We start from the raw sequence: 13921 nt of genomic DNA on the forward strand, positions 1-13921 counted from the left end.
GTCCGCCGCCGCCCGGTTACGTCGTCGGTGCGAAGGCTGGCGTCCACTGCGCGCCGTCCCACCACTGCGTCGAGCCGGGCTGCGTGGGTGACGGGTACCAACCGGGCGGTGGCACGGCCGGCGGTGCGGGCTGGGCCGCCTGTCGCTGCTGGAGCTGGGACTGCTGGAGTTTCGTCTGGACACGCAGCTCCTTCAGCTGGGCCTTGGCCACGCGCTGCTTCTTGCTGCTGCCGCGGACGGCACCCATCGTGCCGACCATCAGCGTCTTCCGGATGAGCCCCATGCGATCCCGCCTTCCCGTTGCGAACATCCGGAAGACGCTGATCGGGTCGGCGGCGTTACGCGTAGATCGGGATCGTGACCTCGAAGCCGTCGTCCTTTAGACCACCAGCGACAGCGGCAGGATCAGCGCGATGGCGACCACCGAGATGAGCGTCTCCATCACCGACCAGCTCTTCAGCGTCTGCCCGACCGACAGCCCGAAGTACTCCTTGACCAGCCAGAACCCGGCGTCGTTGACGTGCGAGAAGAAGAGCGACCCGGCGCCGATCGCCAGCACCAGCAGCGCGCTGTGGGACGGGTCCATGCCCGCGGCCAGCGGGGCCACGATGCCCGCCGCCGAGACGGTCGCGACCGTGGCCGAGCCCGTTGCCAGCCGGATCGCCACCGCGACCAGCCAGCCGAGGAGCAGCGGCGACAGGTTCGCGTCCTTGGCCAGGCCGGTGATGACGTCGCCGACCCCGGCGTCGACCAGGGTCTGCTTGAACCCGCCGCCCGCGCCGACGATGAGGATGATCCCGGCGATCGGGCCGAGCGACTCACCGACCACAGTGGACAGCCTCTCCCGGCCGAGCCCGGCCGGGCGGCCGAGCAGGACCATGCCCACCAGGACCGCGGCGAGCAGCGCGATCAGCGGGTCGCCGACGAAGTCGAGGATCTTGCGGGCCTGGCTGTCCTTGGCCAGCAGGATGTCCGACAGTGCTTTCGCGAGCATGAGTACGACCGGCAGCAGCACCGTCGTGAGCGTCGCCGCGAAGCTCGGGCGCGGTTTGTCCGTGTCGGCGCGTTCCGGGATCAGCCGCTCCGGCGGGGCGGCGTCCGGCACCAGCCGGGCCGCGAGCTTGCCGAACAGCGGACCCGCGACGACCAGCGTCGGAATGCCGACGAGCAGGCCGAACGCCAGCGTGATCCCGACGTTCGCGTTCAGCGCGCCGGCCGCGGCGAGCGGACCCGGGTGCGGCGGGACCAGCCCGTGCAGCACCGAAAGCCCGGCGAGCGCCGGTATGCCCAGCAGCATCAACGGTTTCCCGGTGCGCTTGGCCGCGAGCAGCACCACCGGGATGAGCATGACGAGCCCGATCTCGAAGAACATCGGGAGCCCGATCAGGGCGGCCACCAGCGCCATCGCCCACGGGAGCGCGCCGCCGCGGGCCTTGCCGAGCACGGTGTCGACGATCTGGTCGGCGCCGCCGGAGTCGGCCAGCAGCTTGCCGAGCATCGCGCCGAGGGCGATCAGGATGCCGACGGACGCGACCGTGCTGCCGACGCCGGTCGTGAAGCTCTTCAACAGTTTGTCGACCGGCATCCCGGCGGTCAGCCCGAGCACGAGCGAACCGAGCACCAGCGACAGGAACGGGTGCAGCTTCACCTTCGTGATCAGCACGACGATGACGGCGATCGCGACGACGGTCGCGATGATCAGGCGCGTGTCGTGGCCGGTCCAGCCGGCGGCGAGGACGGCGTTCACGCGTGCTCCCGGAAGGCGGTGAGCGCGGCTTCGGTGATCTCTTCCGGAGTGCCGCCGGTGTTGTCGAAGACGGCGCCGGCCTCGTCCGGCTCGAGGGGTTCGAGATCGGCGAGCTGCGAGTCCAGCAGCGACACCGGCATGAAGTGCCCGGTGCGGGTCTTCATCCGCTCGGCCAGCAGCGCGCGGTCGCCCTGCAGGTGGGCGAACCAGACGTCGCCTCCGGTGCGCAGCACGTCGCGGTACCGGCGCTTGAGCGCGGACGACGTCACGACGCCGCCGGAGTCCCGGTGCTCGCGGATCCAGCCGGCGATGGCCTCGAGCCAGGGCGCGCGGTCTTCGTCGGTCAGCGGCGTGCCGGCGGTCATCCTGTCGATGTTGGCCTTCGGATGGAACGTGTCCGCTTCCGCGTACTCGACGCCGAGGGCCGCGGCGAGCGCCGTGCCGATCGTCGTCTTCCCGGAGCCTGACACCCCCATCACCACGATGACGGTCATCCGCACCTCCCACTTCGTTGTGCCCAGGCGAGTCAAACTTAAAAGTACTACTTACTCAAGATGAAGTACTACTTAATCTAATCAGCAGGCTAGCCTTCGGGGGTGAGGCACGAGCAGGTCCTGGACGCCCTGGGTGCGGCGATCGCGAACGGTTCTCTGGAACCGGGCACCGTGCTGCGGTCGGAAGACCTCCAAGAGCGCTTCGGCGCTTCGCGGACGGTGGCCCGCGAGGTCGTGCGCGTGCTCGAGACGATGCAGCTGACCAGCAGCAAGCGGCGGGTCGGGGTGATCGTCCGGGAACCGGCGGAGTGGAACCACTACGACCCGCGGCTGATCCGCTGGCAGCTCGACGGCCCGGCCCGGCCGGCGGCGCTCGCCACCCTGAACGAGCTGCGGTCGGCGATCGAGCCGTGTGCGGCGCGGTTCGCGGCCCTGCGCGCGACGCCGGAGGAGCGCGGCCGCCTGGGTGCGCTCGGGGAGCGGCTGGCGCGGACGGCCCGGGCGCGCGACCTCCCGGCGTTCCTCGAGTTCGACATCGCCTTCCACGACCTGCTGCTCACCGCGTCCCGGAACCCGATGTTCGGGCAGCTGTCCGAGGTCGTCGCGGAGGTGCTCACCGGGCGGACCGGGCACGGCCTGATGCCGCCGGAGCCGCAGCCCGAGGCCGTGGCGCTGCACGCCGAGGTGGCCGCGGCGGTGGCTGCCGGGGAGGCGGACCGGGCCGAGCGGGCGATGCGCGACATCGTCGTCCAGGCCCGTGACGAGATCGCCGCCCTGGTGGCCGACGGGGGTCCCGAGGGCGAGTAGCCTCCGCGGGAGAACTGGACTTTTCCTTCCGCCGGGGGGCACGGGTGAGCGCGGCGCGCGCGATCGGACTGGTGTTGGGCGTGGCGGCCGACGGCGCCCTCGGCGACCCCCGCCGCCGCCTGCCGGTGACGGCGTTCCGCCGGCTCCCACCCCGTTCGGGCGTCCTGGTCGCGGGCGCGGCGGTGCTCGGCGGGGCGGTGCTGGAGCGAGCGGGCCGCGGCCGCCCGGTGCTGCAGGCGTCGGCGACGGCGGTGACGACGTGGGCGGTCCTCGGCGCGGCGGGCTTGGCCCAGCAGGGCACGGAACTGGCCCGCGACCTGGAGGAGTGCCGCTTCGAGCCGGCGCGCGCGACACTGTCCGAACTGGACCCCCGGGTGGCCGACGGCCTGGGCGCGATCGCGCTGTCCCGTGCCTCGGTGGAGACGCTGGCGGAGAACACGTCCGACGCGGTGGTGGCCCCGCTGGTGTGGGGCGCGCTGGCGGGCGTGCCGGGCCTGCTGGGCGCCCGGGCGGTGAGCTTGCTGCGCCGATCGCGCGCGGGTCGCCGCGGCCACTGGGCGGTGGATCGGGCCGACGAACTGGTCCACCTGCTGCCCACGCGCGTGGCGGCGGCCTTGACGGTGGTGGCGGCCCCGGTGGTCGGCGGCTCGGCGGGCGGGGCGTGGCGGGCTTGGCGCCGCGACACGATCGCCCACCCGAGCCCGAACGCGGGCCGCGTGGAGGCGGCGTTCGCCGGTGCGCTGGAGGTCCGGGTCGGCGGCCGGACGGTGTACCCGCACGGGGTGGCGGAGCTGCCGGTGCTCGGGGTGGGCCGCAACCCGGACGCGGGGCACGTGACGCGGGCGGTGGAGCTGTCCCGGGTCGTGGGCTGGCTGGCCGGGGCGAGTGCGGTGGTGCTGGCCGCGCTGACGGGCTTCCGGCGCCGGGCTCTGTAACTCTCCCGCGTATCGACGAGCGTAGGCAAACGCTTCGCCGAAAACCGGGAGGAACCTTGCGGTACAAGCACATGGCGGCCGGCGTGGTCGCCGCGAGCCTGCTCACCCTCGTCGTCACCGGGACCGCCGAAGCCAAGGACCGGCGCTGCGGCCCCACCTACGAGCAGGACGGCTTCGGCAGCCTGGGCACGTCGTTCACGCTGAAGTCCAAGCACGACGACGACGGCCCCGGCGGGTCGTTCGTCGTGGGGGAGGAGTTCGAGATCCACACCAACGTCTCGGGCCAGGTTTGGACCATCACGTTCGCCGACAACGGCAAGGTCTTCTTCACCGGCGACGACGTCTCGACGACCACGGGGATCCGTGAGCAGCACCCGACCGCCAACCAGCCGGGCGTCACCCAGCACATGACGGCGGACGCGCTGAACCACACCACGGGCGAGACCATCCACGGCTTCCTGGACGTGCTGCCGGTTCCGCGCTGCGGCGGCTGAACCGCCCGCCGCGGCTGGGGTTCCTCAGCCGCGGCGGCGCAGCTGCGCCAGCGCCGCCGCGTCCAGCGGACCGCCGCGCCCGGCCAGCCGCGTCCCGATCCGTTCGCGGTCCTCCGCCGTCTTGTTCCCGCCGAACTTGAACTTCGCCCGGACGCCCGTGATCGAGAACTCGATCCCGCGGATCCCCGGCAGCAACCGCCGGTCCGGCTCGTCCCGGGCGGCGCTCACCGGCGCCCGGGCGCCGTCCGGCTCGAAGTGCCGCAGCTGCTCGTCCAGCAGCGCCGCCTTCGCCGCCGGATCGTCGACCAGCCGGACGTCCCCTTCGAGCTGCACCGTCGCGTAGTACGACGTCGGCACGCCGTGAGCCGGGTCCGCGGCCGCGTTCCAGTCCGCGCGGATATAGGTGTAGTCGCCGATCACCGTCAGCAGGGCGCGCGGGTGCTCCTCCAGCAGCGGCCAGATCGGGTTCGGGCGGGCCAGGTGCGTGACGATCGTGCGGTCGCCGTCGAACGCGAAGTGCGCCGGCGTCACCACCGGCAGGTCGCGGCCCCGGCCGCCGGCGATCAGCTGGCCGAAGTCGTGCCCGGACAGCCACTCGCGCCACTCCGCGTCGGAGGTGGCGGCGTCCCACGGGTGGATCAGCATGACCCGAGTATCACCCGGGCAAGTGGCCTCACCGCAGGGCCATTTGCGGCCTACTTCTGATGGCCACTTTCGGCGAGTTCGTCTTCCGCGAGGATCTCCGCGACGGACTTCCGGCGCGCCGGGTCGTCGGACGCGTCCAGCGCCCCGCCCGGCTTCAGCTCGCGGACCGTGAAGTACAGCCAGCCCAGAAGCGCCATCGCGCCGAACGCGATCCACTGCAGCGCGTAGGACAGGAACGGCCCCGAGTCGGTCTGCGGCAGCGGCAACGCGCCGAGGACGCCGGGCTGGCCGACGTCGAGCTGGAAGTACCCCGGCCGGATGTCGAGCCCGCTCGCCCGCGCGACCACCCGGGAGTCGACGACGTAGCTCTGCAGCCGGCCGCCGGTCGAGGCGTCGGCGAAGGCGTCACGGTTCTTCGGGTCGGTCTCGTCGGCGCGCACCCGCGCGGTGACCTGCACGGTCCCGGCCGGCGGCGGCGCGAACGGCAGCGCGCCGGACTTGCTGTCCAGCCGGACGTACCCGCGGTCGATCAGCACGACCGTGCCGTCGGTGGTCCGCATCGGCGTCAGCACCTCGTACGCGCCTTCGCCCTGGACGGTCCGCAGCCGTGCGACGACCTCCTTGTCGGCCAGGTACTGGCCGGTGACGGTGACGAGGTGCCACTCGGTGTACCGGCCGGGCACGCTCCCGGGCGGCAGCAGCTGCGCCAGCGGCACCGGCGCCGCGGTGAACGACGTCTCGAGCGCGGAGTTCTGCTGCTCGCGCTCGGCGTTGCGGCTGAACTGCCAGGGCGAGAGCAGCGTGAAGCAGCAGATGGCGAAGGTGAACACCACCGCCGTCAGAGCCAGCCACCCGGGCCGGAGCAGGAACCGCAACCGCACCCCACCACGGTAGCCCGTGCCCTCGGCCGGCCCTCGCGGGCTGTGACCTCTACCCCTGCGAACGCACCCAATCCAGCAAACCGGGCACGGCGCTCTCGATCATGCCGAGGACGTCTTCGAAGCCGTCGTCGCCGCCGTAGTAGGGGTCCGGGACCTCGGCGCCCTCGGGTGCCGACGGGTCGAACGAACGCAGCAGCCGCACCTTCGCCGGGTCCTCGACCCGCGCCCGCAGGAACTCGAGGTGCCCTTCGTCGGCGGCCAGCAGCAGATCGGCGGCGAGGTCCTCGTCGGACACCTCGGAAGCGACGTGGGAGGTCGGGTAGCCGTGCGCCTTCAGCGTCGCGCGGGCGCGCTTGTCGGCGGGCTCCCCGGCGTGCCACGGACCGGTCCCGGCGCTGGTCACGCGCACGGAGTCACCAAGCCCGGCGTCGTCGAGCCGGGCCCGGAACACCAGCTCGGCCATCGGGGAGCGGCAGATGTTGCCGGAGCAGACGAAGACGATGTGCGTCACGCGCCGAGCGTAACCACCGGGTTCACCCCGTCACCCGCCCGCTCGGCGGTATCCGCGGCCCGCGCCGCTCACTTAGCGTCGATCGGGCGAGGACGCGAACCGGAAGGAGAGCGATCATGCACGGGTGCTGCTCGAAGTGCACCGGCCAGGGCTGCGGCTGCTGCGGCAACTGCAACTGACCGGACCCGGCGCCCGCGGCGGCCTGCTGCCGCCGGGGCGCCTCCCACCTCGGATCAGGGGTGGTAGTACTCCGCGATCCGGGTGACCACGTCGTCCTTCACCGTGATCTTGACCGCGTCCAGGCTGTCCGGGGTGGCCGCCAGGAACTCGGCGCGGGTGCACGGGTGGGAGCCGGTGCCGTCGAGGCCGGTCGCGAGGCCCGCGGCTGCTGACACGCACCAGCTCCCGACGGCCGTGAAGATCTGCACGTCCCCGGCCAGGACCGCCTGGTGCGCGGTGCCCGGGACCCGTTCGGCGCTGCTGCCGTTCTCCTCGGCCTTGACGAACCGGGCGTCCGTCCACTCCACCCGGCCGTCCGGGTGGATCGCCGTGACGATCCCGTCCGCCGCCGCACCGTCGTCCAGCACGAACGCGCCGGCCGTGACCAGCACTGCGGCCGACACGGCCGCGGCGATCATCCACTTCGTCCTCGTCACGCCGTATCGGACGCGCGTGGGGGACCCCGGTTGCCCAGGCCCGCGCGGGCGGCTCGCCGATGGCCGGGAGGGTGGTGGCTACCCGGCGTGGCCCTGGTGCGCCGAACAGGTCACCGAGGTCGCTTCGGCGAGGGCGTGCGCGTGCAGGGCGTCGAACCGGTGGAAGCCGTCCGCGATGCCCGCCGCCACCAACTGGCGGATCGGGCACGAGCGGGCCGCTCGCGCCGCGGTCGTCGCCGCCAGCTCCGTCAGCAGGCCCGTGTTGAGCCCGTCGATGACCGGGCGGATCTGCCCGAGGTCGGGGCGGGTCGCCGGCGCCTGTGCGGGGTGTGCGTCCCAGCGGGCGTAGAGGCCGTGCTGCACCAGCTTGTTCGCCTCGATCTGGGCGCGGAAGAACCGCACCGCGTCCGCCGGGTCGAGGCCGAGGCCGGGGGCGCGCGCCGCCACCGAGTCGTAGATCTGCTGCTCCCGCACCGGGTCGTCGATCGGCGACGGCGTGCCGTACTTGGCCGCGGCCACCTGGTCGGCGATCGCCACCCGCTGTGCCGCCAGGTCGGTGAGCCGCCACAACGACGTTCCCGACGCCGAAGCGGGGGCCGCGAAGAGCAGGGAGCCGGCGAGGACCGCTGTCACCGTGACGAGCCAGGACCGAAGGCGCATGGCTTCGGACGGTACATGCGAAAATCGCCGCGTGCCCGCCATTTCCGAAGTCATCTCCGTGCTGGAACGGGCTTATCCGCCCGAGCTCGCCGAGTCGTGGGACGCCGTCGGCCTCGTCTGCGGCGACCCGGCCGAACCCGTGCGCCGGGTGCTGTTCTGCGTCGACCCGGTCGCCGAGACCGTCGACGAAGCCGTCGAGCTCGGCGCGCAGCTGATCGTCGCGCACCACCCGCTGCTGCTGCGCGGCGTGCACGGCGTCCCCGCCGACACCGCCAAGGGCGCCCTCGTGCACCGGATGATCCGCGAAGGCATCGCCCTCCACTGCGCGCACACCAACGCCGACTCCGCCGACCCCGGCGTCTCCGACGCGCTCGCGCAGGCGATCGGGCTCCGCGTGACCGGGCCGCTGGCGGCCAACAGCGACGGCGTCACCGGAATCGGCCGCCTCGGCGAACTGCCCGAGCCGGAGCCGTTCGCGGCGTTCGTCCAGCGCGTCGCCGACGCCCTGCCCGCGACCGTGCCCGGCGTGCTCGGCGCGGGCGACGCGGACCGCCCGATCCGCACCGTCGCCGTGTCCGGCGGCGCCGGCGACTCCTACCTCAAGCAGGCCACCGAGGCCGGCGTCGACGCCTTCGTCACCGCGGACCTGCGGCATCACCCGGCCGGCGAGCACCTCGCGGGCCGCGGTCCGGTGCCCGCGCTGGTCGGGCTGACCCACTGGGCCAGCGAGTGGCCCTGGTGCAGGCAAGCCTCGGCGCTCGTGGCGCAGGCCTTTGCGGGTAACGTCGACGTTCACGTCTCCACGCGGTGCACCGACCCGTGGAACGTCCGCGCCGAGCGCACATCGATTTAGAGGAGCACCGTGAAGGCCGAACCCGCCGTACAGCGCCAGCTGCTCGAGCTCGCCAAGGTGGACGCCGAGCTCTCGCGCACCGCGCACCGCCGCCGCACCCTGCCCGAGCTGGCCGAGATCGACGCCGGGGAGAAGACCGTCCGCGAGCGCCGCGACGCGCTCGTGTCCGTGGAGACCGCCGCCTCCGACCTCGACCGCGAGATCGCCCGGCAGGAGAAGGAGATCGAGTCGGTGCGCGCCCGCGAGGACCGCGACCGCAAGCTCCTGGCGTCGGGCTCCGTCAATTCCAAGCAGATGACCGACATCGAGCACGAGCTGCAGTCGCTGGAGCGCCGCCAGAGCGCGCTGGAGGACGACCTGCTGGAGCTGATGGAGCAGCGCGAGGCCCTCGGCCTGGACGCGCAGCGCACCGGCGCCGAGGTCGACAAGGCCGAGGCCGAGGTCGCCGCCGCGATCGCCCGCCGCGACGAAGCGTTCAAGGACCTCGACACCACCCGCGCCCGCCGCGACGAAGACCGTGTGAAGCTGCTGCCGCGCTTCCCGGAGCCGCTGCTCAAGCTGTACGAGCGGGTCCGCGAGCACAAGGGCATCGGGGCCGCGCTGCTGCGGGCCCGCCGCTGCGGCGCCTGCCAGCTGGAGCTGGACCGCAACACGGTCAACGAAATCAAAGCCGCGCCGGAGGACGACGTCATCCAGTGCGAGAACTGCGGCGCCATCCTGGTCCGGACCTTGGAGTCGGGTCTGTGACTTCGCACGGTGTCTTCGGGGGTGCAACCCCCGCGCCCCGCCCGAGGGGCTCCGCCCCCACGGACCCCCCGAAGCATGTGGTCGTCGAAGCCGACGGCGGCTCGCGGGGCAACCCCGGTCCCGCCGGCTACGGCGCCGTGGTCAAGGACAGCGATGGCCAGGTCCTCGCCGAGCGCAAGGAAAGTCTCGGAGTCGTCACCAACAACGTCGCCGAGTACAACGGCCTGATCGCCGGCCTGGCCGCCGCGGCCGAGCTCGGTGCGTCCACTGTGGACGTCCGGATGGACTCGAAGCTCGTGGTGGAGCAGATGTCCGGGCGCTGGAAGATCAAGCACCCGGGCATGCAGCCGCTGGCCGAGCGGGCCAAGGAGCTGGCCGCGGGCTTCTCCCGCGTCAAGTACGAGTGGATCCCGCGCGCGCAGAACTCCCACGCCGACCGCCTGGCGAACGAGGCCATGGACGCGGCGACCGGCAAGCCCGCCGCCGGCCGCCCCGGCGCCGCCACGGCCGGCCGGGCCAGGCAGGTCGCCCGGCAGACCGCCGTTCGCGGACCCGCCGCGGCCGAACGGGAACCCAGGGCCGCGAAGGCCGACCCGCCGAAGCTGCCGACCCGCAAGCCCGACCGCGCGGCCGTGGGCTGGACCGGCGCGCGCGGCACCCCGACCCGGCTGCTCCTGCTGCGCCACGGCCAGACCGAGATGTCGGCGCTGCGCCGCTACTCCGGCCGCGGCGACGTCCCGCTGACCGAGCTGGGCCGCTCCCAGGCCGCCGCGGCCGCGAAGCGGCTGGCCGCGATGGAGGGCCTGGTCGTCGACGGCGAGGCGGTCCCCATCATCTCGTCCCCGCTCACCCGCACGAAGCAGACCGCGCAGGCTGTCGCCGACGCGCTCGGCGGCCGCGTCGAGACCCACCCCGGCCTGATCGAGACCGACTTCGGCGACTGGGAAGGCCTGACGTTCGCCGAAGCGGCCGACCGCGACCCCGAACTGCACCGCTCCTGGCTGAGCGACAGCGCGGTGCCGCCGCCCGGCGGGGAGAGCTTCGAGGTCGTCCACCGGCGCGTCCGCAAGGCCCGCGACGAGCTCATCGCCGAGCACGGCGGCCGGACGTTGGTGCTGGTCAGCCACGTGACACCGATCAAGACCCTGCTCCGGATGGGCCTCGACGCCGGCCCCCAGCTGCTGTTCCGGCTGCACCTGGACCTGGCGTCGCTGTCGATCGTCGAGTTCTACCCGGACGGGAACGCGTCGGTCCGCCTCGTGAACGACACTTCGCACCTGGCCTGACCGGCGGCTGAGATATTTACAGAAGTGTGGGGTGGATCACGCTCGACCCCGACGCCTGGCGGACCGCGGATGGGGTATTGGCTACAGTGTCTCGACCGCGTCGCCGCGGTGTCGGGTCCGGCCTCCGGGTCCAGCAAGGGGGCGCCGGCTCGCGCGTATCCCACCGGCAGAAGCCTGCGGGCGGAACAGTGACGAGGACATGACGGCTAGCGCACTCACCGAGACCTCCCCGAGCGACGTCCCCGAGGACCCGGCCACCACCACGGCCACCCGCGGCTGGGGCGCGCGCCTGGCGCCGGTGCTGGCCGTGCTCGCCGGTGTCGCGGCCGTCGCCGTCCACGCGACCCGCTACGGCCACTGGATCGTCGACGACGCCGCCATCACCTTCTCCTACGCCCGCAGCTTCGCCGACGGCCTCGGCCCGGTGCTGCAGCCGGGCGCCCCGCCGGTCGAGGGCTTCTCCGACCCGACGTGGATGGTGCTGCTCGGCCTCGGCAAGCTCGCCGGCCTCTTCGACCACGGCTCGCTCTTCGGGCTCCCGGACTACGTGCTGTTCCCGAAGGCGCTGGGCCTGCTGTTCACCGGCGGCATCCTGACCGCCTGCTACATCGCGGCGAAGCAGATCTTCACCCGCTTTGCGTGGCTGGCGACGCTGATCGCCGGCCTGACGCTGGCGACGATCCCGTCGTTCGTCATCTGGGTCGTTTCCGGCCTGGAGAACTCGCTGTTCGCGTTCGCCGTCGTCACGCTGGCGGTGACGCTGTTCGTGGCGGTCCGCAACGACCGGCTGCTGACCCCGAAGGTCGCGCTCTGGGCCGGCGTCATGGTCGCGTTCGCGGCGCTGACCCGGCCGGAAGGCCTGATCTACGCGGGCGCGTACCCGCTGGCGGCGCTGTTCCTGCTGCGCGGCGGCCTGTTCTGGAAGAGCTTCCGGCTGGCGCTGCTGTCGCTGGCGGCGTTCGCGGTGCCGTTCGGCGCGTACGTCGTCTGGCGGCACGCGGAGTTCGGGCGGCTGCTGGCCAACCCGTCGGTGGCCAAGCAGCAGGGCCTGCCCGGCATCGACGCTCTGAAGCGGCCGTTCGAGCTGGCGGGCTACGCGGGCTGGGCCGGCGTGGTCCTGCTGGCGCTGGTGATCGTGTTCGCGCTGGTCAAGGCGCCGTGGCGGCGGTCGCTGATCGCGCTGCTGGTGCCGCTGGGGCTGGGGATCGTCGCGTACGGCGTGATGGTCGCCGACTGGATGTACCAGCACCGGTTCGCCAGTCCCGTGTGGCCGCTGGCCGTCATCGCGGGGACGCTGTCGGCGGGCGAGCTGCTGAAGCACCGGCAGGCGCTGCTGCGCGTCGGCATCGTCGTGGTGCTGGTGGGCGCGTTCGTCCCGTCGGCCGTCGGCTTCGCGGCCGCGGCGGACAAGTTCGCGAAGAACCCGAACATCACGGCGTGCCTGGTGGCCGACCGCTTCGGCCGCGGCTTCAACACCTACGCCGACATCCTCGGCGTGCAGAAGGCGTCGCTGCTGCTGCCCGACCTCGGCGGTTCGTCGATGACCAGCCGGCTCGAGCTGGTCGACATGGCCGGTCTGGTGAACAAGCCGATCGCCGACCTGGTGCACGACAACGACCTGGCGGGCCTGCGCAACTACGTGTTCGACACGGTCAAGCCGACGTTCATCCACTCGTGGGGCCCCTGGGCGGCGGGCAACGGGGTCGCCCTGGACCCGCGCCTCGACCGCGACTACGTGCTGATCTACAGCTCCCCGATCGAGGGCCTCCGCAACGGCGACTGGGTCCGCCGCGACGCGGTGACGGACCCGGCCAAGCTGAAGGCGGCCCAGGAGTACGCGGCGAAGACGATCCCGGAAGTGGCGGCAGACCGCTTCGGCGGCCCGCTGGACGACTGCGGCGCGACGATGAAGCCGGGCCAGACGATCACGACGCCCAGCTGAGGCTCACCCAGAGCGCGACGGTCGCCGCGGCCAGGCTCAGCGGGGTCGTGAGCGCCCCCAGTGCGTGGAACGTCCTCGGCGAGGGCGGTTTCGGGAGCGTCCGGCGCCACAGCAGGGTCGCCAGTGAGCCGAGGTAGGTCGCGTTCGGGCCGATGTTCACGCCGAGCAGCACGGCCAGCAGCACGCCCGGCGCCGGGTGCGGGCCCAGCACCGACAGCAGGATGAGCGTGGCCGGGAGGTTGTTGACCAGGTTGGCCAGCAGCGCCGCCACACCGGCCGCGATCAGCAGGTCGACCAGGCCCGTCGCCGTCGGCAGGACCTCGCGGAGCACTCCGCCGAGGACGTGCTCCGAGACGGCCTCGACCACGACGGCCAGGCCCAGCACGAACAGGCACAGCTGCGGCGCCGCCTCGGTGACCAGCTGCCACGGCCGGATCTTGCCCCGCGCCACCGCCCGCACGCCGAGGATGAGCGCCGCCAGCGCGGCGATCCAGACCGGCTCGACGTGCCCGAGCTGCCCGACCGCGAACCCGGCGAGCGTGAGACCGAGGACGACGAGGGCGAAGGTCGGCGTCTCGAGGTGCTGCCGCGGTTCGGGCGTTTCGCGCGGCCGCAGGTCGGTCTTGAAGAACCACAGGAAGACCAGCAGCTCGACGGCGATCGTGACCAGCCACGGCAACGCCATCAGCGCGGTGAACCCGGCGAAGGTCAGCCCCGAGGCGGCGAAGGCCAGGAGGTTCGTCAGGTTGGACACCGGCAGCAGCGTCGACGCCGAGTTGGCCAGGTGCGCGCAGGCGTAGACGTGCGGCCGCGCGGGGAGTTCGAGGCTGCCGGCGGTGGCGAGGACGACGGGCGTGAGCAGCACGACGGTGGCGTCCAGGCTGAGGATCGCGGTGACCCCGGCCGCGGCGGCGAAGGTGAGCACGAGCAGCCGCCGCGGCCGCCCGTGGCACGCCTCGGCGAGCCGGTTGCCGAGCCAGGCGAAGACGCCGTCGACACTGGCCAAAAAGGACAAGAGCAGAATCGCGGCGAGAAACCCGAGAGTGGGCAGGATTTCGACGGCCCGCTGCCCTGCCGCGGCAGGGCGGACAAGCCCGAGCAGAAGCACGACCCCTGCGGCCGGCACCGCGGCAACGGCTTCCGGCCACCCCCGCGGCCGCACGATGGCGAAGACGAGCACACCGGCCAGGAGCAGCAGGCTGGCCGCGCCCGCGAGGAGATTCACGCGTTCACGCTAACTGCGGCCCGATTTTGTCGGTGCCG

At 72.8% G+C, this 13921-nt stretch carries 16 protein-coding genes; 7 read left to right on the forward strand and 9 right to left on the reverse strand.

From position 1 onward, the window contains the following. Positions 1-16 precede the first annotated feature (16 nt). The 3 genes from ISP_RS05855 to ISP_RS05865 all read right to left on the reverse strand — a co-directional run bounded on the left by ISP_RS05855 (position 17) and on the right by ISP_RS05865 (position 2241). Complete coding sequence (locus tag ISP_RS05855) at positions 17-283, reverse strand: DUF2510 domain-containing protein (protein ID WP_013223066.1); 267 nt, start codon at positions 281-283, stop codon at positions 17-19. 96 nt (positions 284-379) lie between these two features. Next, entirely contained in the window at positions 380-1747 is a 1368-nt protein-coding gene (locus tag ISP_RS05860; protein WP_013223067.1) for a GntT/GntP/DsdX family permease, read from the reverse strand. Continuing rightward, complete coding sequence (locus ISP_RS05865; RefSeq protein ID WP_014466635.1) at positions 1744-2241, reverse strand: gluconokinase; 498 nt, start codon at positions 2239-2241, stop codon at positions 1744-1746. Before ISP_RS05865 ends, ISP_RS05860 begins: the two co-directional genes overlap by 4 nt. A gap of 102 nt (positions 2242-2343) precedes the next feature. On the opposite strand from ISP_RS05865, the gene ISP_RS05870 reads away from it, so the two are divergent. Genes ISP_RS05870 through ISP_RS05880 form a run of 3 tightly spaced genes read left to right on the forward strand, consistent with a single transcriptional unit; the run spans position 2344 to position 4477 of the window. After that, complete coding sequence (locus ISP_RS05870) at positions 2344-3048, forward strand: FadR/GntR family transcriptional regulator (protein WP_013223069.1); 705 nt, start codon at positions 2344-2346, stop codon at positions 3046-3048. Positions 3049-3092: 44 nt separating this feature from the next. Then, positions 3093-3983, forward strand: coding sequence for a cobalamin biosynthesis protein CobD/CbiB (locus tag ISP_RS05875; protein ID WP_013223070.1), 891 nt, complete (start codon positions 3093-3095; stop codon positions 3981-3983). A gap of 56 nt (positions 3984-4039) precedes the next feature. Continuing rightward, on the forward strand, positions 4040-4477 hold the full coding sequence (locus ISP_RS05880) for a hypothetical protein (RefSeq protein ID WP_013223071.1): 438 nt from the start codon (positions 4040-4042) through the stop codon (positions 4475-4477). Positions 4478-4501: 24 nt separating this feature from the next. Here ISP_RS05880 and ISP_RS05885 read toward each other — a convergent pair whose 3' ends face one another. The 5 genes from ISP_RS05885 to ISP_RS05905 form a co-directional block, all read right to left on the reverse strand. After that, a complete protein-coding gene (locus ISP_RS05885) occupies positions 4502-5122 on the reverse strand; it encodes an FMN-binding negative transcriptional regulator (RefSeq protein ID WP_013223072.1) in 621 nt (206 codons plus the stop codon). 50 nt (positions 5123-5172) lie between these two features. After that, positions 5173-6003, reverse strand: a complete 831-nt coding sequence (locus tag ISP_RS05890; protein ID WP_013223073.1) for an SURF1 family cytochrome oxidase biogenesis protein — start codon at positions 6001-6003, stop codon at positions 5173-5175. Positions 6004-6052: 49 nt separating this feature from the next. Continuing rightward, a complete protein-coding gene (locus ISP_RS05895; protein ID WP_013223074.1) occupies positions 6053-6514 on the reverse strand; it encodes a low molecular weight protein-tyrosine-phosphatase in 462 nt (153 codons plus the stop codon). A 233-nt stretch (positions 6515-6747) separates the two neighbouring features. Beyond that, positions 6748-7152 carry a hypothetical protein gene (locus ISP_RS05900; protein WP_013223075.1) on the reverse strand — a complete coding sequence of 135 codons (405 nt, stop codon included), beginning with the start codon at positions 7150-7152 and terminating at the stop codon, positions 6748-6750. Positions 7153-7248: 96 nt separating this feature from the next. Next, positions 7249-7830, reverse strand: a complete 582-nt coding sequence (locus ISP_RS05905; RefSeq protein ID WP_013223076.1) for a chorismate mutase — start codon at positions 7828-7830, stop codon at positions 7249-7251. Between the two features lie 31 nt (positions 7831-7861). Here ISP_RS05905 and ISP_RS05910 point away from each other — a divergent pair, with 31 nt between their 5' ends. The 4 genes from ISP_RS05910 (at position 7862) to ISP_RS05925 (ending at position 12658) form a co-directional block, all read left to right on the forward strand. Further along, positions 7862-8683: a Nif3-like dinuclear metal center hexameric protein gene (locus ISP_RS05910; RefSeq protein ID WP_013223077.1), complete on the forward strand. Its 822-nt coding sequence runs from the start codon at positions 7862-7864 to the stop codon at positions 8681-8683. A 9-nt stretch (positions 8684-8692) separates the two neighbouring features. After that, on the forward strand, positions 8693-9430 hold the full coding sequence (locus ISP_RS05915) for a zinc ribbon domain-containing protein (RefSeq protein ID WP_013223078.1): 738 nt from the start codon (positions 8693-8695) through the stop codon (positions 9428-9430). 77 nt (positions 9431-9507) lie between these two features. Further along, positions 9508-10716: a bifunctional RNase H/acid phosphatase gene (locus tag ISP_RS05920; RefSeq protein WP_013223079.1), complete on the forward strand. Its 1209-nt coding sequence runs from the start codon at positions 9508-9510 to the stop codon at positions 10714-10716. A gap of 199 nt (positions 10717-10915) precedes the next feature. Next, complete coding sequence (locus ISP_RS05925) at positions 10916-12658, forward strand: hypothetical protein (protein WP_013223080.1); 1743 nt, start codon at positions 10916-10918, stop codon at positions 12656-12658. Here the strand turns inward: ISP_RS05925 and ISP_RS05930 are convergent. Beyond that, a complete protein-coding gene (locus ISP_RS05930; protein WP_013223081.1) occupies positions 12642-13883 on the reverse strand; it encodes an SLC13 family permease in 1242 nt (413 codons plus the stop codon). The genes ISP_RS05925 and ISP_RS05930 overlap by 17 nt on opposite strands. Between the last annotated feature and the right edge of the window lie 38 nt (positions 13884-13921).

Origin of the sequence: Amycolatopsis mediterranei (assembly GCF_026017845.1) — a bacterium.
GTDB lineage: Bacteria > Actinomycetota > Actinomycetes > Mycobacteriales > Pseudonocardiaceae > Amycolatopsis > Amycolatopsis mediterranei.

Bases quoted from the DNA above. Each gene is read 5' to 3' on its own strand.
- ISP_RS05855 (WP_013223066.1), bottom strand. From the start codon at position 283: ATGGGGCTCATCCGGAAGACGCTGATGGTCGGCACGATGGGTGCCGTC.
- ISP_RS05865 (WP_014466635.1), bottom strand. From the start codon at position 2,241: ATGACCGTCATCGTGGTGATGGGGGTGTCAGGCTCCGGGAAGACGACG.
- ISP_RS05885 (WP_013223072.1), bottom strand. From the start codon at position 5,122: ATGCTGATCCACCCGTGGGACGCCGCCACCTCCGACGCGGAGTGGCGC.
- ISP_RS05900 (WP_013223075.1), bottom strand. From the start codon at position 7,152: ATGATCGCCGCGGCCGTGTCGGCCGCAGTGCTGGTCACGGCCGGCGCG.
- ISP_RS05905 (WP_013223076.1), bottom strand. From the start codon at position 7,830: ATGCGCCTTCGGTCCTGGCTCGTCACGGTGACAGCGGTCCTCGCCGGC.
- ISP_RS05925 (WP_013223080.1), top strand. From the start codon at position 10,916: ATGACGGCTAGCGCACTCACCGAGACCTCCCCGAGCGACGTCCCCGAG.